The sequence below is a fragment of the Syntrophobacterales bacterium genome, assembly GCA_019429105.1.
Classification (GTDB): Bacteria; Desulfobacterota; Syntrophia; order Syntrophales; family UBA5619; genus DYTH01.
In genome coordinates this window covers 50,001-68,824 of record JAHYJE010000016.1, presented here as the reverse complement: position 1 = coordinate 68,824, position 18,824 = coordinate 50,001, and the positions used below count along the sequence as shown (strand labels likewise).

At 53.8% G+C, this 18,824-nt stretch carries 14 protein-coding genes, 1 pseudogene and 2 riboswitches (1 of these 17 only partly in view); of the genes and pseudogenes, 5 read left to right on the top strand and 10 right to left on the bottom strand.

Annotated features, from left to right (window positions below; all coding sequences use genetic code 11):
• Positions 1–135: 135 nt before the first annotated feature.
• Positions 136–2,316, bottom strand: a complete 2,181-nt coding sequence (locus K0B01_07390) for an LUD domain-containing protein (protein MBW6485951.1) — start codon at positions 2,314–2,316, stop codon at positions 136–138.
• Positions 2,313–2,930, bottom strand: a complete 618-nt coding sequence (locus tag K0B01_07385; GenBank protein ID MBW6485950.1) for a lactate utilization protein — start codon at positions 2,928–2,930, stop codon at positions 2,313–2,315. The genes K0B01_07390 and K0B01_07385 overlap by 4 nt, the downstream gene beginning before the upstream one ends.
• Before the next feature lie 182 nt (positions 2,931–3,112).
• Positions 3,113–3,305, top strand: a riboswitch (cobalamin riboswitch).
• Positions 3,306–3,318: 13 nt separating this feature from the next.
• Here K0B01_07385 and K0B01_07380 point away from each other — a divergent pair.
• From K0B01_07380 to K0B01_07365, 4 genes and pseudogenes are all read left to right on the top strand, one after another.
• Positions 3,319–4,353, top strand: a complete 1,035-nt coding sequence (locus tag K0B01_07380; GenBank protein ID MBW6485949.1) for an iron ABC transporter permease — start codon at positions 3,319–3,321, stop codon at positions 4,351–4,353.
• 5 nt (positions 4,354–4,358) lie between these two features.
• Positions 4,359–4,862 (top strand): annotated as a pseudogene (locus K0B01_07375) (ABC transporter ATP-binding protein).
• Between the two features lie 249 nt (positions 4,863–5,111).
• Positions 5,112–5,293: riboswitch (cobalamin riboswitch) on the top strand.
• A 30-nt stretch (positions 5,294–5,323) separates the two neighbouring features.
• Complete coding sequence (locus K0B01_07370; protein ID MBW6485948.1) at positions 5,324–7,390, top strand: TonB-dependent receptor; 2,067 nt, start codon at positions 5,324–5,326, stop codon at positions 7,388–7,390.
• Positions 7,391–7,527: 137 nt separating this feature from the next.
• Positions 7,528–8,376: a helical backbone metal receptor gene (locus K0B01_07365; protein MBW6485947.1), complete on the top strand. Its 849-nt coding sequence runs from the start codon at positions 7,528–7,530 to the stop codon at positions 8,374–8,376.
• Positions 8,377–8,400: 24 nt separating this feature from the next.
• On the opposite strand, the gene larC is transcribed toward K0B01_07365, so the two are convergent.
• The 8 genes from larC to K0B01_07325 form a co-directional block, all read right to left on the bottom strand.
• The gene (gene larC / locus K0B01_07360) at positions 8,401–9,585 is read right to left on the bottom strand and encodes a nickel pincer cofactor biosynthesis protein LarC (GenBank protein MBW6485946.1); all 1,185 of its coding nucleotides are present in this window, start codon (positions 9,583–9,585) and stop codon (positions 8,401–8,403) included.
• Positions 9,582–10,340, bottom strand: coding sequence for a nickel pincer cofactor biosynthesis protein LarB (larB, locus tag K0B01_07355; GenBank protein ID MBW6485945.1), 759 nt, complete (start codon positions 10,338–10,340; stop codon positions 9,582–9,584). The genes larC and larB overlap by 4 nt, the downstream gene beginning before the upstream one ends.
• A gap of 139 nt (positions 10,341–10,479) precedes the next feature.
• Positions 10,480–12,675, bottom strand: coding sequence for a hypothetical protein (locus K0B01_07350; protein ID MBW6485944.1), 2,196 nt, complete (start codon positions 12,673–12,675; stop codon positions 10,480–10,482).
• A complete protein-coding gene (gene amrB / locus K0B01_07345; protein ID MBW6485943.1) occupies positions 12,675–14,180 on the bottom strand; it encodes an AmmeMemoRadiSam system protein B in 1,506 nt (501 codons plus the stop codon). Before amrB ends, K0B01_07350 begins: the two co-directional genes overlap by 1 nt.
• A 196-nt stretch (positions 14,181–14,376) precedes the next feature.
• Positions 14,377–14,577, bottom strand: coding sequence for a cold-shock protein (locus K0B01_07340; protein ID MBW6485942.1), 201 nt, complete (start codon positions 14,575–14,577; stop codon positions 14,377–14,379).
• A 243-nt stretch (positions 14,578–14,820) separates the two neighbouring features.
• The gene (locus K0B01_07335; protein ID MBW6485941.1) at positions 14,821–15,312 is read right to left on the bottom strand and encodes a GNAT family N-acetyltransferase; all 492 of its coding nucleotides are present in this window, start codon (positions 15,310–15,312) and stop codon (positions 14,821–14,823) included.
• Between the two features lie 46 nt (positions 15,313–15,358).
• Positions 15,359–16,342: a radical SAM protein gene (locus K0B01_07330; GenBank protein ID MBW6485940.1), complete on the bottom strand. Its 984-nt coding sequence runs from the start codon at positions 16,340–16,342 to the stop codon at positions 15,359–15,361.
• Positions 16,343–16,405: 63 nt separating this feature from the next.
• On the bottom strand, positions 16,406–17,476 hold the full coding sequence (locus tag K0B01_07325) for a hypothetical protein (GenBank protein MBW6485939.1): 1,071 nt from the start codon (positions 17,474–17,476) through the stop codon (positions 16,406–16,408).
• A gap of 272 nt (positions 17,477–17,748) precedes the next feature.
• On the opposite strand from K0B01_07325, the gene K0B01_07320 reads away from it, so the two are divergent.
• Positions 17,749–18,824: the 5' portion of a glutamate-5-semialdehyde dehydrogenase gene (locus tag K0B01_07320; GenBank protein ID MBW6485938.1), read on the top strand. Its footprint extends 163 nt past the window's final position; the window shows 1,076 of its 1,239 coding nt (coding positions 1–1,076); its start codon is at positions 17,749–17,751; the stop codon falls past the right edge of the window.

Below are 18,824 nucleotides of genomic sequence, written 5' to 3'. Positions count from 1 at the left end.
AATTGCAAAACTCTCACATTCTGTCATTCCCGCAATGATTTTAAGCGGGAATCTGGTTCTAACTGCTTGAAAAACCGTATTCCCGATAGAAGCATTCGGGAATGACAAATAGTTTTGCAATTGGCTCGGTTGTTGTTACTTTTTCACAAGCCGTTCCGCCAGAATGTCGGCAATGTGTTTCATCCGAACGCCAGGAAGCTGCTTGTCAACTCCGCCCTGCAACTGAACCATGCATCCGGAACAGGCGCAGGCGACGATCCCGGCGCCGGTGTCCTTGACGTTTTTCATCTTCTGATCCAGAATCTTCATCGAAAGCTCGACGTATTTCAGCCCGAAAACGCCCGACATGCCGCAGCATTTGTCTGAATCCTTCATTTCGCGCAGTTCGCAGCCGGCGGCCTCGAGCAGTTTGCGGGGCGCCTCGGAAACTCCGAGTACGCGTTTGAGATGGCAGGAGTCGTGATAGGTAACCGCCGGGCCGCCGGTGGTTTTCTGCAGCCGACCACGTTTTTCATATTCAGCGGCGACAAAACTGCTAAATTCTTTTACCTTGCTGGAAAAAATAGCGGCTTTGCCCCGCCACTCCGGGTTGTCCTTCAGCAGCTCGCCGTAACTTTCAAGAGTTTCGATGCAGGTCGGGCAGCCGGAGACAATCACATCGGCCTGCTCAGCAGCAAATGCCTGAACGTTGAGCAGGGCGATCTTTTTGGCTGTTTCCACATCGCCGGTCGCGCTGATCGGTTTTCCGCAGCAACTTTGCTCCAGCGGAAAGACTACCTCATACCCCAAATCCTCAAGGACTTTTATAATCGCTTCCCCTGTTTCCGGAAGGACGAAATCCATCGTGCACCCGCTGAAGAAAGCAGCTTTTCCTGCTGGTTGGGCGGGTTTTTTTATGACCGTCTCCACTCGGTCGCGCAGGGGTTTTTCGGCAATCGTCGGCAGACTCCGGTCCTTTGCCAGACCCGAGAAAAACAGCGGCAAATGGCGGATGAGCGTCTTGTTTTTCCCGGAAGCAAAGGGTTTCATGGTCACGGAAGCGGCCCGCAGCAGGGCGTGAAAAACCTTGCGGTTGGCCATGACGTTTTCGAAAAGCTGTCTGGTTACGAACGGCAGGCCATGCTGCTGCACCGCCCTTGTCCGCAGCTCCTCGATGAGTCCGGGGATGTTGATCTTGCCGGGGCAGACCTCGACGCACCGGCGGCAGCCGATGCAGAGTTCATGAAACTTCTCGAAATCGGCCATGCCGCTCGTCATCGCCGTCAGAATCGCCCCGATGCCGCCGGCATAGGTATGACCGCCATAGACATGACCGCCGACGATCGTGTAAACCGGGCAGACATTCAGGCAGGAGCCGCAGCGGACGCATTGGTAAACCTCCTTGAAACGTTCGTCTTTTGCAGATTGCAGGCGGTTGTTGTCGAGGAGGATAATGTGCATTTCCCGTGTTTCTTCAACCCAGCGGCCTTCCTTGCGCACCATCATCGGCGAAGGACCGCCGATAAAGGATGTGTAGCTTGTCATGAGCTGGCCGGTTGCCCCCCGCGGCAGCAACTTGAGGATCAGCCCCGCGTCGGTCATTTTGGGGAGCAACTTTTCATAACCCATGACGACCACGTGGATGCGGGGAAGGGTGGTAGCAAAGCGGGCGTTTCCCTCATTGGTGATAAGCCCGATCGCGCCGTTTTCGGCGATGCCGAAATTGGCCCCGGTTATTCCCATGTCGGCATTGAGAAATTCCTGACGGAGATGCTCGCGGGCCGCTTTGATCATCAAGGGGATATCCGGCGGCAGCTCCTTGCCCATCTCTTTCGAAAAAAGTTCGGCCACCTGGAAGCGGCTCAGATGAATGGCCGGGATAACCATATGCGACGGGCGGTGGCCGGCCAAATCGATGATCCATTCCCCCATGTCTGATTCGCAGACATGCAGGCCGTTTTTTCTGAGATACGGGCTTAAGTCTATCTCCTCGGAGGCCATCGACTTGGATTTGATGATCCCTTTGACGTCATGTTTTTTGCAAAGAGCGCCGATATAGCGCTTAACCTCGTCTCCGTTCTTTGCCCGAAAGACCTTTACCCCCCGCCTCGTTGCTTCTAACTCGAATTGAGCGGCTACTTCCTCGATCCGGTCAACCGTAGCGGCCTTCATTTTTCTGATCGCCTCGCGCAGGGCTTCCACATCGCCTGCGTTTTCCAGGGCGGCGGCCCGGGTCGCCGGATACCGCTCGGCAAATTTACCGAGGTTGGCGCGCAGGGGTTCTTCTAACAGTTTTTCCCTTATCTCTTTATGAAGATTACGTTTTTCATCGCTCATTGTGCACTTCCTTCTTCCTGAATCTCATCCATGGCGATTATCACCAGGCGAACCGGCCCATGCACGCCGATGGTCAATACCACCTCAATATCGGCCGTGCGGCTTGGTCCCGTTATGAAGGTAACGTAACCACGCTCGAAGGCGCTGGAAAGGATTGCAAAGGCTTCGCTGATCCCCGGAACGATGAGATTGCTGTCAAGCAGGGCAATGTGAATCGGGGGAAGAGTCGAAACAAGACGGCTTTCTATCGAGTATGCATCCTGACAGACGCTGCCGCTTTCCGCTATCCCGAACTCTACGCCGGAGATGCCGATGTCCGCCGTTGGCGCGTGAGCGGCGATATCAGCCTGCACATCGTAGAATTCAATCCCGGCCGCAGTGAAGACGTCCTTTAGCGCTCCCTCACCCAGCCGGGGGCTTTCTGTTGCGACAACCTTGCGGGCGCCGGCTTGCCGGGCAAGCGTTAAAACGAGTTGGGTTGCCTCCAGCTGCGTCTTTACCCGGAATACCTCGGTTGCCGCCGCCTTTGCCCTTTTCTCGAATTCGGGAAAGAGGTTCGCCCCGAAACCCCCTGTGGGGAGATGCCTTTTCCACTCTCCGTTGGTTTTTTTCATGTTCTTTTAGCCTCCCAGTTTCAAGGGGAAAAGCTGATAATTTGGTTTTTTCCCCACGGCAAGGTCCATAATTTAGCGAACCCGCTGACGTATATCGGAGAAAGCGCGGCTTTGTCAAACGGAAACTCCCTCTGCACAAGGGGCAAAACCTGCCAACAGATTCTTCGGGCTTGACAAAGGCGTGATTATTTTATAGACGAACCTCGCGTTATAAGATCTTGGCGAATCAGAGGAAGGGGGTGCGAAGCCCCCGCTGCCCCGCAGCCGTGAAGGGAACGAAAGCCCATGATGCCACTCTTGCGATAAAGTCGCGGGGGGAAGGCGGGCGAGTAGGAGGCCCGAAGCCGGAAAACGGATCCGCCAACTTTATTCTCGCGGGAGGATGATCTTGCCATACGGTGAGTCCCATTTGACCCTGAAAAGAATCTTCAGGGTCTCTATCTTTTTGCTTGCGGTTCTCGCCGCAGTTTTTCTGCTTGCCCTCTTTGCGGGGCCGACGCCGTTCGACGTCTCCTCTGTTTTTAAAGGCATTTTTTCCCTTTTCCCCTTTTTTGACGCGCAGTCTCAACTGTCGGAATCCGAGCGGGCCATCCTCTTTTCCATCCGTATCCCCAGGATCATTTTTGCCGGCATTGTCGGGGCCTCGCTTTCCTGCTCCGGGGTCGTTTTCCAGGGTATTTTGCGCAATCCGCTTGCCGATCCATACATCCTCGGCGTTTCCGGCGGCGCCGCCGCCGGCGCGATCGCGGCCATCACCCTCGGTCTGGATTCTCTTCCTTTCGGCGTCACGGCGGTTGCCTTCATCGGCGGAATTTCCTCGATACTTCTGGTATGGGGGCTTTCCGGTTCCTCTGCTGAACGCAGAACGGACAGGATTCTCCTTTCCGGCGTCATCGTCAATGCGTTTTTTTCCGCGCTGATCATGTTTCTTGTTGCGGTAGCCGACAGCGAGCGGCTGCAGGGCGTCATCTTCTGGTTGATGGGCGATCTGGGGATGGCGGAGAAAAAAGATATTCTGCTGGCCGCGCTGTTAATGATTGCCGGTTTCCTCCTGATGTTTGTGAATGCCCGTGATCTCAATATCATGCTTGCCGGCGAGGATACGGCCCTGCAATTGGGGATTAATGTAAAAAAAACAAGGATGACGCTGCTTTTGGCGGCGTCCCTCGTGACGGCGGGGGCGGTGTCGATGAGCGGCATAATCGGCTTCGTCGGACTGATGATTCCCCACATCGCGCGGATGCTCTTTGGTTCCGATAACCGGCTTTTGCTGCCCGCTTCGCTGCTTTTTGGCGGGGCATTCCTGATTGTCGCCGACGCCATTGCCCGCACGGTTATTGCCCCGTCCGAGCTGCCGGTAGGGGTGATCACCGCCCTTTGCGGGGCGCCGTACTTCGCCTATCTGATGAAGAGGTCGAAATAGCAGCTATGGAAATACTGGGGATTGAGGGTGTAAGTTTCCAATATGGGGAGAACTGGATACTGAGGGATCTCAATCTGAAGGTGCGAAAGGGCGAGTTCTGGGGAATTTTAGGGCCGAACGGCGCCGGGAAGACGACGCTGATGAACCTGATCGACGGGATAATCCCGCCGCGGGAAGGCGTGATTAAAATCGGCGGGAAATCGGTCTTCGAGATGAAAAGAAAGGAACTGGCGAAGCTGATAGCGGTTGTGCCGCAGGACGCCTCGCTGGTTTTTCCTATGACAGTCGAAGAGGTGGTGCTGATGGGGAGAACCCCCCATCTGGGAAAATTCGAGTTTGAATCCGGACACGACCTGGAGGTAGCCCGCCTGGCGATGGAGGCGACTGATATTCTGCCGCTTGCAGCGCGGTTGATCCAGTCGCTGAGCGGCGGAGAGCGGCAGCGGGTACTGCTCGCCCGGGCGCTGGCACAGCAGCCCCAAGTGCTGCTCCTCGATGAGCCCACCTCTTCGCTCGATATCGCCCATCAGCTTGGCGCTTTCGAGATGATCCGCTCGCTTAGCGGGGCAGCGGGGCTTACCGTGCTTGCCGCCACGCATGACATGAATCTGGCTTCGCTTTACTGCGACCGGATTGCCCTTTTGCATAAAGGTAATTTTTATTCTCAGGGGACGCCGGAGGAGGCGCTGACCGAAAAGGGGATCAAAGATGTTTACGGGGTCAACGTTTTTGTTGACCGTCATCCATTAACCGGCCTGCCGAGGATTTCACTGCTCGGCGGCCCTTCGTCGGAACGAGGAAGTCGGTGGAAAGCCGACGCTGCCCCGCATCTGTAAGCGAGACGAACCCCGCACTATGCCACTGGTTTTTTAAAAACCGGGAAGGCGCGGCAAGTAGGGAGACGCAAGCCAGAATATTCGCCCGGCGAATAAAAAACGACTTTTCGCGAGGAAAGGTCAGGGAGGTAGAAATGTATTTCGGTAAAGTTTTCAGGGTTTTGTCTGTTGCTGCGTTTTTGGGATCTTTCACTGTGCACGGGTACGGGGCGATGCCCAGGGCCGTGGACGAAGCCGCCGTTCTGCCGGAGGTGGTTGTAACGGCAACGCGTGACTCGGAGGAGGTGCGCCGGGTTCCGGCCAATGTTTCGGTGATCACGGCAAAACAGATCGAGGAATCGGCGGCAACGACAGTCGTCGAGGTTCTGGAGACGCTGGAAAGTATAAATCTTGTCGATTACACGGGCACAGGTTCGAAGACATCCATAGACATGCGTGGTTTCGGAGGTGATTCTCCCTACGGGAAGACGCTGGTAATGCTGGATGGCCGGAGGCTCAACCGGCCCGACATGTCTTCGGCAAACTGGTTGCAGATACCTCTTAACAACGTCGAAAGTATTGAGGTGGTGCGCGGCGCCGGCAGCGTTTTGTACGGAGACGCCGCGGTGGGCGGCGTTATCAACATCATTACCAAAAAAGGCGAGGGAAAACCGAAATTCAATGCCTCGATAATTGCCGGAAGCTATGGACTGCACGATGAGCGGGTCGCCTTTTCCGGTTCCTCCGAAAAATGGAGCTATGCGCTGACCGGAGAGAACAATCACAATTCCGGGTACAGAGACCGCTCGAAATTGTCCTCCCAGGGCGGAGGTTTTGATGTTGGCTACGAGGCGAGCGAGCTCTTCAATGTTTCGCTGGGGGTGGCGTTCAACAAGACGGACTATCAAATGCCGGGCGCCCTTACCAAGACGCAGATGGAGCAGGACCGGCGGCAGTACCAGCCGGCCGGTTTGTGGGCGCCGGCGTCTTCGGATGACGATGGCGCCGATACTTATACCGATCTCAATTTGGGCGTCAGGTCCTATCTTGGTCCCTGGGGGGAGCTGAGCGTCAATTTTCTGTACGGCAAAAAAGAGCTGCAGGCCAACATGCCGTCCTGGTGGGGTCACTATTCCGACACCGGCATCGACACCTACGGGATAACGCCGAAATACATCCTGGAAAAAGATGTCTTCGGGTTCGGCAACAAATTGCTCCTGGGTATCGATTATTATCGCGAATCGTATGGCAAGGAGTTCTTCACAACCAGGGAAAGAGCGGTAAAGCAAAGCTGGGCCGATCTTGCACGGGACAGCCTTGGCTACTATATCCGGGATGAATTCAGCGTCGTGAAAAATCTGATCCTGCACGCCGGTTATCGATACGAACGGGCAAAACTTGGGGGAGACAACACGGATTCGGTCACTCCGGCCAACAATTTTTCCGGAACGGACAAAGACTACAGCGTCGAGGCTTACGAGGGCGGAGCGACCTGGCTTTTCGGCAAACAATCCAAAGTGTTTGCAAAATATGCAACGGTTTACCGCATTCCTTTTCTCGACGAGATTGCCTATTTTAATGGTTTCGGCGGCGGCTTTCTGATGGACCTCGAAGAGGAAAGGGGCGCCAGCATAGAAGTGGGAACGGAATTTTATCCGCTCAAGGAGTTAAAAATAGGCTTGACCATGTTTCGGGTCGATATGGAGGATGAAATCGTTTACACCGGAGTGTTTCCTGCGGGAAAAAACGAAAATACCGGAAAAACCCGGCATGACGGCGCGGAAATATCCCTCTCCTATCTATTGGGAAAGAAGGCGAAGATTTACGGCAATTTCACCTATCACCAGGCCACCTTTGAAAACGGGGCAAACAACAAAAAAGAGATTCCAATGGTTCCGAACCGGATGGCAAACGCCGGAGCGGAAATATACCTGCCCTTCAACGTTACCCTCCGTCCGGAAATCCGCTATGCGGGGGACTCCTATCTTGGCGGCGACAACGATAACAGCACGGAGAAGCTGGAGTCGCGCACCTTGTTTAACCTCTATCTATATTACCGTCCCACCTTCGGGAAGATTAAAACGACGCTGTTTTTAGGCGCGGAGAATCTTACCGATCAGAAATATTCGTCATACGGTTACGATGGCGGCGCCTGGAATCCCAATACCTACTACCCGATGCCGGGGATTGTCTTGAAGGGAGGACTCTCCTTAGAGTTTTAATAGAACAAAAGTAACTGCTCGGGTGGATAGTCTGGAGGCGTATAGGTGGATTGGGGGCAGTGATTCGTTCTTTGCGCAGTCCTGACGGATTACAGGCCAAACAACCTGAGCAGTTACCCCGATTATTTGGTAAAAAGATGAAAAGAGTTGTTTTTCATGGGAAAATAATAATTATGCTGAGCGTGATGGCGGCTTTCTTTGCGGGGCCGCCGCAGGTCATGGCGGACTCCCCGCCGCAAAGGATTATCTCCCTCGCGCCGAATCTGACGGAGATTATCTGCGATCTCGGTCTGGAAAAGCGGATCGTCGCGGTGACCGATTACTGCGACTATCCCCCCGGGGTCGCTTCCAAGCCGAAGGTGGGCGGTTTTGCCAATCCTTCCCTGGAAGTCATCGTTTCGCTGAAGCCCGATCTTGTCGTTGTGACAATGGACGGAAATCCGCAGGCGCTGGAGCTCCGCCTCCGAAAAATGGGGATTAAAACCTACATTTTTAAGGCGCGACGGATAAATGAACTTCCCGGGGCGATCCGCGGCCTCGGCGAAGCCCTCGGGGTGAGACGGGAGGCAGACCTCAGGGCGAGGTGGTTTGAGGAGAAACTGCGGGGTTTTGAGAAAAGAAAACAGGAACTGCTGCAAAAAAAGTGTAAAAAAGCGGTCTTTGTTGTCCAGTCCCTGCCGTTCATGGCGGCGGGAAAGGGGACGATCATGAATGATGCCTTTGAAATTCTCGGAATGGAAAACATCGCCGCGGCCGGGGGGAGTGGTTACAACAAGTTCTCGCTGGAGGAGATTATCCGTCTGGCGCCCGATGCGTTTTTTTTCGGAAAGGGAGACGGAATGGGGGAACGGGCCAAACCCCTCCTCAAAAGACTGGCTGCTTTGCCCGCGGTTCGGGAGGGGAAGGTCTTTTTTCTGGACGAGGCGGTTTACCGGCTTGGCCCCAGGATAATAAGTGTATTGCAAGAGATGTCGGATTGTCTTTAATGATTCCTTCGGCCGTTGAAATTTTTAAGGCCTTGCCGATTGTTTCCTGAAGGCGGCGAGGGCTGTTTCGTAAACCAGGCGGATGGAAACCGCGTGGGCGTTTGCCGCTTTTTTACAGTCCTCGTACTCGGGGGAGGCGGTGACTATGCGACCGTTCCTTTCGCCCACCTTGATGCCCACATTTCCGAATTCGGTAGTTATTTCATCACGATGACGCTCAAGACAGACCCTTTGCGACACCGATATTCGGACCCCGAAGGTAGATGTTTCGGAGAGAATTATATCGGCGATTGTTTTTGCCCGTCCTGGCTCGCAGATCGCCGCAAGCAACACCCCCGGTCTGTTTTTCTTCATTATGATCGGGGTCATGAACACGTCAAGCGCCCCGGCGGCGAAGAGCTTTTCCATAACGGGCTCGTAAAATTCGGGATTTAAATCGTCGATATTTGTTTCAACGACCGAGACAGAAGGCAAGGACACGAGATCCTCTTGGGTTTCCTCGCCCAGCATTACCCGCAGCACATTGGCCGTTCCGAAATCGCTTTTCCCAGCGCCGTAACCGACAGCATCCACTGTCATCTGAGGAAGATGGCCGAAATCGGCGGCAAGCTCCGCGATGATGGCCGCTCCGGTCGGCGTTACCAGTTCGCCCTCGATATCGAGCTTTTGCCAGGGGACGCCCCGCAGGATTTCGGCGGTGGCCGGCGCGGGCAGGGGGATGACGCCGTGCGCCCCGTTCGTGTATCCGTAAAAGGTGGGCATTGGGCTCGCTATCACTTTCGGCCAGTTTAAAAGCTCCAGAAGGAGAACGGAGCCGACGATATCGACGATCGCATCAACAGCGCCGACCTCATGAAAATGAACCTCTTCGGGCGTGCAGCCGTGAACCCTGGCTTCCGCATTGGCAAGCCGCAGGAATATCCGTCCGGCTGTTTCCCGCACGCGGGCGGAAAGCCCTGAACTATCAATTATGCCAAGTATATCCGAGAGACGTCTGTGGGTGTGCGGGGGGGCTTCGAGGAGCACGTTGACGTCGGTGGCTTCAACGCCGCCAGTTATCCTTTTCGTTATTTCGAGCTTATATCCGCCGATGCCGAGTGAAGAGAGCCTCTCGCGAAATGTTGCAGCATCTGCGCCCACATCGATCAGCGCCCCGAGCGTCATGTCGCCGCTTATTCCCATGAAACAGTCAAAATAAGCGATTTTCATTTGTTTACCAGATGTGCGAAGTAGCCTGCCCCGAAGCCGTTGTCGATATTGACGACAACGACGCCGGAGGCGCAGGAGTTAAGCATTGCCAAGAGTGCGGAGAGTCCTCCGAAATTTGCCCCATAGCCGATGCTCGTCGGCACCGCGATCACCGGTCGGGAAACCAGTCCTCCGACGATGCTCGGCAGCGCTCCCTCCATGCCGGCGACGACGACCAGGACGTTTGCCCGCATTATTTTGTCCCTCTGAGAGAGAAGGCGATGCAATCCGGCAACCCCGACGTCATAGGAGCGCTCCACAATGCTTCCCATTGTCTCTGCGGTAATTGCCGCTTCCTCCGCGACGGGGATATCGGCTGTTCCTCCGGTCAGCACCATAATGTACTTGTCGTTCACAACCGCGGCAGCATTATCCGCCCTGGTTTTATCTACTATCATAATCCTCGCGACCGGATAGTAGGTTGCCTCAGGAACAAGGGCGGAGATTGCGTCGGCAATGTTGGTTTCCACACGGGTGGCAATGATTTTCTCATGTTGTCCGGAGAGTTTCTTGACGATTTGGGCGGCCTGTTCGGGTGTTTTACCCTGACAGAACACTACTTCGGGAAACCCGTTGCGGAGGGAGCGATGCGTGTCAAGCTTCGCATAGCCAATTTCCTCATAGGGGAGGCCGCGCAGACGTTCCATGGCAGCGGCGATCGGCAGGTCGCCTGCCTTCACTTCTTCAAGGAGTTCCTCTATTCTTTTTTTGTCCATAATCGCTTCAGACCCGGATGTAAAATATGCTGGCTTTCCTGTTCCCTGGCTTAACTATCCGACAGACGGCTATTTGTCAAAGGATTTTAACCGCGGCACTCAAGCTCCGGCATCAACAACATTAACAATAACAAATATTTCAGACAAGAATGAGCGCCAGCGCAGCGATGATAATCAAGGCCACGGAGGTTGACGCCAAACCGAAAACCGGGATTAGCAAGAGCCCGGCGCAGAGACCGCCGAGAGAGCCGCCGATCAGGCAAGAGGTGTATAAGAATGTTTTCCTGTTAAGTCCTACCGTTTTGTAAATGCCGGCACAGGCGATCAGTCCACTTGTCAGAAAGCCGGCGACTGCAATTAGCAAAACAGTCAGCCGCAGGTTGCCGGTATCGCTTTTTGCGCTTCCGATAAAAGCGGCATTAAGCAGCATAATGCCGACAAGCAAGGTCGCGCCCCAAAAGCGGTTGCGATTTATGGACATCAAACCTTGTTTTACCGCTGTTCCTGTTTTCGCCGTCAAATCTCGTAAAAGCGGCGCTCCCAAAGCCATGCCAGTCATAAACGCCGCGAGCAAGAGAGGAATCTGCTGATAGAGGATGCCCTCTTTTGTCCCGTAGCGGAGGATGAGGAGCGATGCGCTGGTTATGCCAAGAAATCCTCCTACGGCCTTCAGAATGGTTCTCTGCCAATGAGGCCGCAGACGGCTTGCCGCAAACAGCAGGAAAAGCGCTAGGCCGGCAATCATGCCGAACCAGAGTGAGTGCCTTTGCACCGTTGCCAAATCTGGCATGCAAGAAAGAATCGTCTGCGGGAGCAGAGCGCCTGCCCAGGACTGAACGGCAGAGGGGTAACAAGCGGGTCGCAGAGCGGAATTTTCAGGAGAATCCATATTTTGCAGTTGATTTTTGATATTCGCAAAATCTTCGCTTTCGAAAAGTTTTCGTATGGATAATGATTGTATTATACTGCTTTTTATTCCTCTCTCCCGTAGGCGCTCCGTTAAAACCTCGGGAGAATGGGGAAGCGGGGCAAAGGAGGAGGCGATCAACGTAGTTGTTCCGGGAAGGATGAGCCGCTCGGGGAAAACAGCGGCAAGTGTCCGGAAAATGGAGGCAACATTGGCTAAATCCTTGTTCTTCTTGGTGTCTTCCAAGGAGGGAAGGCGGATAACTACGATGCCGCCGTGATAAAGGCGTGCGGTCAGACTGTCAAAAAATTCGCGCGTGTAATATTGATTCATTCGGCAGGAGAGGGGCGCCGCAATGTCAACAATTATGATGTCCCAGGCAAATCCCTTGTATTTGAGGAACTTTCGCGGATCAGCGCGGGAGAGGTGAACGGCCGGATTTGCCAGCGATTTGCGGATGTCGCCGGGGAGGCGAAAACGGATAAAGGGGTCTTCTGCGGGGAGCATTACGTCTATCCGTACCGGCTTGTGAAGCAGCAACTCGCGTACGCTCCCGTCCCATCCGCCCCCAATCACCAGTATTCTGCGAGGGTCAGGGTGCTGAACGGCGGCCAGATGGGCGAAGCGAGCCCCTTCCGTGTCTTTTGTCGTAAATACAGCCGTATCGTTCTCGAATACGGTAATATCCCCGCCGCGATATGTGGCAGCGACACGGCCAAAGGAGAAATCACCTGAAAAAAAGAGACCGGGATGATTTAGTGCGGTCATCCTCATGTCCAACCAGGAGACTTTATAGAGAAAAAGAAGAGTTGCCAATGCCAGAGCTATGGCGATAAAACGACCATATCTGCCTGTTTTTCTTTGAAAACGCAGGAGCGCTGCCGTAAAGGACAGCAGGGCGCAAAAGAGGGCAAGAAACAGATTGCTAAAACCGTATTGAATGCCGAAAGTTGCCAGCAATCCCCCGGCTATGCCTCCGGCCGCTTCCATTGCGCAGGCGCCCTCCGGACTCCCTCTCGTCTCCAAATGGATAGAAGTGATTTCACTGAACATCAAACCGGAAATGATGCCGCCAGACAGCAGCAGAATAAGGATCGCCAATTGCTTGAAAGGAAGGATGGAAAAACCGGCTATATTGTTCGTAACAAAATCGCCGCCGCGGATGCAAACGATTCCGGACAATAAAAAGAGTGCAAAGAGGGTGAATAAAACGGCTATCCTGTTTTCAGTTGGCCATGGTCTGCGAAAAAGCGTCCCGAAGGCGGCGAAGAGCATCCAGCCTCCGAGGGCTGCCGGGTATATCAGCTCAACCCCGTGAAAAACAATGCTCAGTTCCCGAAAAACTACTATCTGCCCGAGCAGAGTTACAAGGCCGGCCATAAACAGGGCTGTTCCTGCGCCGCTTGCTGTAGTTCTAAAGATGGCCATCAAGTTTCATTTTCGCTGAACACAATCGCCTGAAAGGTCAAAAAAATTGCATTGTCCCTCCAGGCGTCTGCCGGCAGACCTGCCTTCATGCTGAGATGATCAAGCATTTCTTCTCTGTCCCATCCCTGTTCGGTGGCGACCTGGGGGAGAAAGACGGCGGATCTGCCGCCTTTCTGAAGCATTACCCCGTCTGTGCCCACAACGATGTCGGCGGGTCCGGCTACCCTTTTCATCGGCGTTAAAACGGAAATCTCTATTTCCAGATCGGGAAGTTCGTGGAGCGTGACCGGGTTGAAGCGGGGATCCTCGAACGCCGATTCCAGGGCTACGGTTGCCACGAGCTCGGCAAGAGGTCGATCGGGGACCATTCGGCCGATGCAGCCGCGCAGATTGCCCCGTTTCTTGAGGGTGACGAAAACACCGTGCAGCTCGCGCCGAAGCGGGGTGGAAGGTCTTGGCAAGGGCGTCATTTTTACTGTCAGGTAACGATTAATTGTTTCTCTGGCCAGTGACAGCAGATAGTTACGTTCAGAGGGGGATATGGAAGTTTCTCCGCTCGCAACGGCAGGGGTTGTCTCACCGCGAGCTTCATAACCGGCGGCAATGAGCAGCGCCCCATAGCCGACGACGCGGTTGCGTTCGCCGACAGGGATATCCCCCGAGTTGGCATAGCTGATAATTTTTCCTTCCGTTGCGCCCATTTCCCTGGCGGCGGCCATTGCTGCGATGATTGGGGCTTCACCGCAGGCGCAGGTGGACAGATTGGGGATATGGCGAGCGGCCTGCGAGCGGACAGTCGTCCTTAATCTTTCCGGATTAAGGGTTGCAATAGCCTTCAGCGTCTCCATATCAACCTCTTGCGCATCTTCGGCTTTTGGGTAGTGGGAGAGGTCGGAACTGGCGACGATCAGCCCCCGCCTCTTTTTGAGAACAGCGGCAAGGGCTTTGCCGAAACGGATGTAGAGGGCGGTGTCGGCCTGGCCGACGACGGCGGCGATGATTTTCGCCTCCGGGAAGAGTGTCTGGGCGAAGGGTACCTGAACCTCTACCGAGTGTTCCCTCTGGTGGGGCGCTTTGTCCAGGATGCAGTCGGGAGAGAGGGAGAGCAATTCGGCGTTAGCCTCCCGATCGATAACGGCCGTTCCCAAAGGGGTCCGGAAGCCGCTTCCCGGGTAAAGCGCTATTTTCTGAAGATTGGCTGTTGTGTGGTTGGTTCCGAGCAGTACTATCGTATCGTAGGTTTCGTTTTTTGTCTGATTCCAGCCATCGGCGCAGATCTGTCCCGAATAGATGTAGCCGGCGTGCGGCACAACTACGGCAAAGGGTTTTATCCCCTGCGGGGGCAGCGCATCTTCCAGGAATTTTTTAATGGCAAGCCTCAGAATGTCCGCATTTTCAGGATAGAACTGCCCGGCGACGGAGGGCGGACGAATTTCGCCAGCGTCCATACCGGAGGGCACGGCGCCGATCGTCAAAACGGGAATCCCGAATTTCAGAATGTCCATAATGCAGATCCTTCTTTCGTTAGTCTGGTTAAAATAGCATATTGGCAAAGTATCGAAGCGACAGGGGATTTATAACATTGCCGGCTACGGTTAGTCAAGATGATTTAGATAAATGATTTGTGGGGATAGCGGGAGATAATGATAAAAAAAGCCCTCCGACATTTTAAAAACATCGGAGGGCCGTTGATGGCAATTCTTACAGTACCATTACGTTTTCTGCAGCCGGGCCTTTTTTGCCCTGGGTTATTTCGAAACTGACGCGCTGACCCTCGGCCAGCGTTTTGAAGCCGCTCGATTTAATGGCGCTGTAGTGAACGAAAACATCGCCGCCCTCGGAGTCCTCTATGAAACCGAAGCCCTTCTGCTCATTGAACCACTTTACCGTTCCTTCTGACATGCTGTGCATCCTCCTTTCGTAAAATTTATTCAAGTCGGATGAACACGCTCGCAAAAGCAACAACAGGGCCGAAAGACCCTTGGACAACTGTCCGGTACTGCACTGCAAAATGTCTGTATCCAACTCCTGCTCCGATCTTCCCGCCAGGGAAGCCCGAGGCGCGGCGTGTATAGGCTATGTTAAAAGAAAATGTCAAGTTTTATTTTTCCATCACCCTGGCACCGCGCGAGCGGTAGGGATGCTTCATTCATGGAATCTTTCAAAGAGCTGCTCTGTTACCCTGGTTCCCCATTGCTCGCCATCTTTTTGAAAAACGAGACGAAAACCGGTTGCTTCGTATAGATGACGAGCGGAAAGGAGACCTTGAAAAGTCCAGAGGTAAATCTTGCGGTAGCCTTTGCCATCGCAAAAAGCGACAGCCTCGTTTAAAAGACGCCTGCCCCATCCCTGCCCCTGCAATTGGGGATCAATAATGAACCAGCGCAGGTGCGCGCCTTCGTTTTCGTCCGCTTTTATCCCATCTATAGCGATTGCCCCCGCTATTTTTCCCCCCTTCTCGAGCATCCATAGTCCGTCCCGCCCTTCTTCAAAGCGATTCATGAATCGGGAAAGTTCGGTAGCGACCTTTGTCTCGAAAAAGAGACCGAATCCCCAGTGAAGATGATAGTACGCGCCATGCATTTCGACGATTCTCCCGATTGCACCCGGATAATAGCCGGCAATGATTTTTCCCATATCACCTCTCCTGCGTTATTTTTTCAGCGGCATTTTTGCATAAAAATCAGGCATCGAGGGCGCCCGTTGCACTCCAGTCAAAGGGGTTTTCGTTGCTGAAATCGGGGTTCAGAACCCTTTCGTCAACATCCTGGGTGTAGATTTCTGCAAAACCCATATCCAGGGCGGCGTTTACGACCTGTTCATACTCCTTCTTCGTTATCCGCCGCCGCAAAAGCGGGGGTGTCGTGTCTGCGGATAAGCGGCGCTCCGTGCTAATAATGGGTGTATATTGCGACATGATGCTAAGCGGGAGGAAGGGCGACACCGAACTTATCAGCCTTAACGCTTCAAGGCTGTTTTCAACGCATCCAGGCAGGATGAGGTGACGGACGATGATCCCCCCGGCGGCCACTTTGTCTTTATCAAGGGACAGGGCATCGCCAACCTGCCGCACCATCTCTTGGAGGGAGGCAAACGCCTGTTGGGGATAGTCGCCAACCCCGGACAGTTTTCTTGCCGTCTCGGCGCTGCCGTACTTGAAATCGGGGAGATAGATTTCCACCTGTCCGGCGAGGAGGGCGATGCTCTCTTTTCTTTCATAACCGCCGCAGTTGAATACAACCGGCAGCGAAAGCCCCCTTTTTCTGGCAAGAAAAAGCGCTTCCATTATTCCCGGCAGGTGGGGAGTAGGGGTTACCGGTTCTATATTGTGACACCCGGCATTTTGTAATTCAAACATGAGCTCAACGAGTTCATCTACGGAAACCGACTGTCCGGCGGGGGTGTGGCTGATCTGGTAATTCTGGCAGTAACTGCATCTCAGGTTGCAGGAGGAAAAAAAGATAGTTCCCGCGCCCCTGGCCCCGGAAAGGGGGGGTTCCTCGCCGTGGTGAGGCAAATGGGCGCTTATCAGCATCTCGCTGGCAAGAAGGCAGAAGCCTCTTTCTCCGGAATTCCTGTTTACATGGCACATCCGCGGGCAGAGTTCACAAGCGGAGAGGCTGCTCTTCAGTGTTTCAATATTCTTCTCAATGCCGGAATAATTCATTCTTTAACAATCATGATTCATTTGGAGATTTTTTGGCAAATAAACAGTTTATCAAGGGTCTTGTCAAAGTATTTCAACTATGTCCCGCAGCCGGTTGCTCGCTATCAACTCCAGAAACTCTTCACCAAGGGGCGCCGCGAGGGCCACCGTCTTTTTCCAGTTGGCGATTCTCGTTTGGGGGTCGTCCATGAAGGTAGCGAAATCAGTGCGATCAGGGATCCTGCCGTTGGGGAGTTTTTGGATAAAGCTTTCCGCCGGATAAACCATTAGCACGTGATCGAGAAAAGCAGTCGGCGGGCGTCTTTTTTTAAAAACCTTGTCCATCCAGCCGGGAATGATTCTTTCCTGGTGATGGAAAAACAGCGTCAGCCCGCCGTTTTTAGTGCGGTAATCCTGATTTATATTATAATCCAGCAGACCGCCGTCGCGGTAAACGCCGTCAGGAGCGCCGAAGATATCCCGAACGCCGGCGACTACAAGGGGGATGGCGCCGGAGGCAATGACAGCGGATTTGAAATTTGCCTCGTTCAACGGTGAAAAACGGCCGTTGAATCCCTTTCGTAAGCAGAAATCAGGAGGGCGGGCGCCGTAATAAAAAACAACCCTTTCGGCAAACCAATGCAGCAGCGGCGGGCTTGCGGCGTTGGCCAGGAATATTGAGAAAAAACCTAATTTTTGTGACAAAACATTGTCAGAGGCGGCGAGATTCTTCATCCTCGTTGTCAGGATTGCAAGCCGGTATCGTTTGTTGGAGAGAGCGAAAGGCAGGCCGTCATCTTCAAGATAACTGTTAACGATTGCTGCCAGTGACCGAAGGATTGTCCGGGGTGTGTCTTTTCTGTTGTAGATTGCAGTTATATATGCCTCCATAAGCATGGCATAGCTCTTCTCTGCTTCCGGCTGCGGCCATGCCGCGAAGCGCCAAGCCCCGGCAGAGGCGCCCACCAGCCAGACCGGGTTTTTGCGGCCAAGTGATTGTTCCCTGAGCAGGGTAAGATCGAAGCCGCTTGTGACCAGCCAGCGGGGGCCTCCCGCCGGGCCGAAATAGGTTGCTATATGGTCCAGATTGAAGCCGCCGCTGCTAATAATCTCGTAGGCCTGTTTGCCCGCCTTAACTCGGATATTTCCGCTCATTGTTCTTGCATCCTGCCAATTTTACTGTGTCGGTTAAATTATCAAAGACGTGTGCCGCTAATTGCAAAATTGTAAATAAACTTGACACCATTAGCGACGTCTTGTAAATTATCTTCGCTCTTTCATTGCAATCGAATTCTTTTATATGATGGCAACATTCATTGTCAACGTCAATAGAGAGACATGCTTGTTTTTATCAGAAATGATTCGGTATCAATAAGAAGTTATATCCTTGGTTTTTGAGGTGAATAATGTCGGAAATAAGCTTACAGATGGAGAATATCGGGCGTCAGGCCAAAGGGGCTGCAATCCTTCTTGCCAAGACTTCGACTGATGTAAAAAATGGGGCGCTTAAGGCAATGGCGGAGGCCATCTTGCAAAATGCCGATTTTCTGAAAAGAGAAAACGAGAAGGACCTTGCTTATTCGCGCAGCATTGGTCTTTCCTCTGCACTGTTGGAGCGGCTGACGCTCTCTGACGCTTCTCTGGAGGGAATCGCCGAGGGACTTCTGGAGGTTGCCGCTCTGCCGGATCCGGTAGGGAAAATCACTTCAATGTGGCGGCGGCCAAACGGACTGCTTGTCGGTAAAATGCGGATACCCCTGGGTGTCGTCGGCATGGTGTATGAATCACGCCCGAATGTTACCGTGGATGCGGCAGCCCTTTGCCTGAAGTCGGGGAATGCCGTTATCCTGCGCGGGGGATCCGAGGCGATAAACTCCAACTTGGCTCTAGCCAAGATCATTGCCGAAGCTCTGCAGAAATTCTCACTTCCGGAGCGCGCCGTTCAGGTTGTGCCGATGACTGACCGGGAGGCGGTTTATGAGCTGCTGCAGCTTGAGGAATTCATCGATGTGATTATCCCCCGGGGGGGGGAGGAGCTGATTCGCGCGGTAGTTAGGGATTCAAAAATTCCCGTGATCAAGCACTACAAGGGCGTCTGCCACGTCTATGTTGACGAAGACGCCGATATGGACATGGCAATCGGGATCATAATCAATGCCAAGGCTCAGCGGCCCGGGGTTTGCAATGCGCTGGAGACTCTGCTTGTCCATGAAAAAATCGCACGCATATTTCTGCCGCTTGCAGCCATCAAGCTTCGGCAAGCAGGCGTAACTTTAAGAGGTTGCGAAAAAACAAGGGAAATCCTGTCGGAGGCGGCGCCGGCTACGGATGCTGACTGGAGCAGGGAATACCTCGATCTGATTCTGGCAATTCGGGTAGTTGACGATCTCGATGCCGCAATCGCCCATATCGAGAAGTACGGTTCTCTGCATACTGAATCCATAGTTACCGAAAACTATAGCCGGGCGCAGCGCTTTATCCAGGAGGTCAATTCCTCGGCGGT

Bases quoted from the DNA above. Each gene is read 5' to 3' on its own strand.
- larC (MBW6485946.1), bottom strand. From the start codon at position 9,585: ATGAAAATCGCTTATTTTGACTGTTTCATGGGAATAAGCGGCGACATG.
- K0B01_07390 (MBW6485951.1), bottom strand. From the start codon at position 2,316: ATGAGCGATGAAAAACGTAATCTTCATAAAGAGATAAGGGAAAAACTG.
- K0B01_07340 (MBW6485942.1), bottom strand. From the start codon at position 14,577: ATGTCAGAAGGAACGGTAAAGTGGTTCAATGAGCAGAAGGGCTTCGGT.
- K0B01_07325 (MBW6485939.1), bottom strand. From the start codon at position 17,476: ATGAGCGGAAATATCCGAGTTAAGGCGGGCAAACAGGCCTACGAGATT.
- K0B01_07350 (MBW6485944.1), bottom strand. From the start codon at position 12,675: ATGGCCATCTTTAGAACTACAGCAAGCGGCGCAGGAACAGCCCTGTTT.
- larB (MBW6485945.1), bottom strand. From the start codon at position 10,340: ATGGACAAAAAAAGAATAGAGGAACTCCTTGAAGAAGTGAAGGCAGGC.
- K0B01_07365 (MBW6485947.1), top strand. From the start codon at position 7,528: ATGAAAAGAGTTGTTTTTCATGGGAAAATAATAATTATGCTGAGCGTG.
- K0B01_07330 (MBW6485940.1), bottom strand. From the start codon at position 16,342: ATGAATTATTCCGGCATTGAGAAGAATATTGAAACACTGAAGAGCAGC.
- K0B01_07385 (MBW6485950.1), bottom strand. From the start codon at position 2,930: ATGAAAAAAACCAACGGAGAGTGGAAAAGGCATCTCCCCACAGGGGGT.
- amrB (MBW6485943.1), bottom strand. From the start codon at position 14,180: ATGGACATTCTGAAATTCGGGATTCCCGTTTTGACGATCGGCGCCGTG.
- K0B01_07370 (MBW6485948.1), top strand. From the start codon at position 5,324: ATGTATTTCGGTAAAGTTTTCAGGGTTTTGTCTGTTGCTGCGTTTTTG.
- K0B01_07335 (MBW6485941.1), bottom strand. From the start codon at position 15,312: ATGGGAAAAATCATTGCCGGCTATTATCCGGGTGCAATCGGGAGAATC.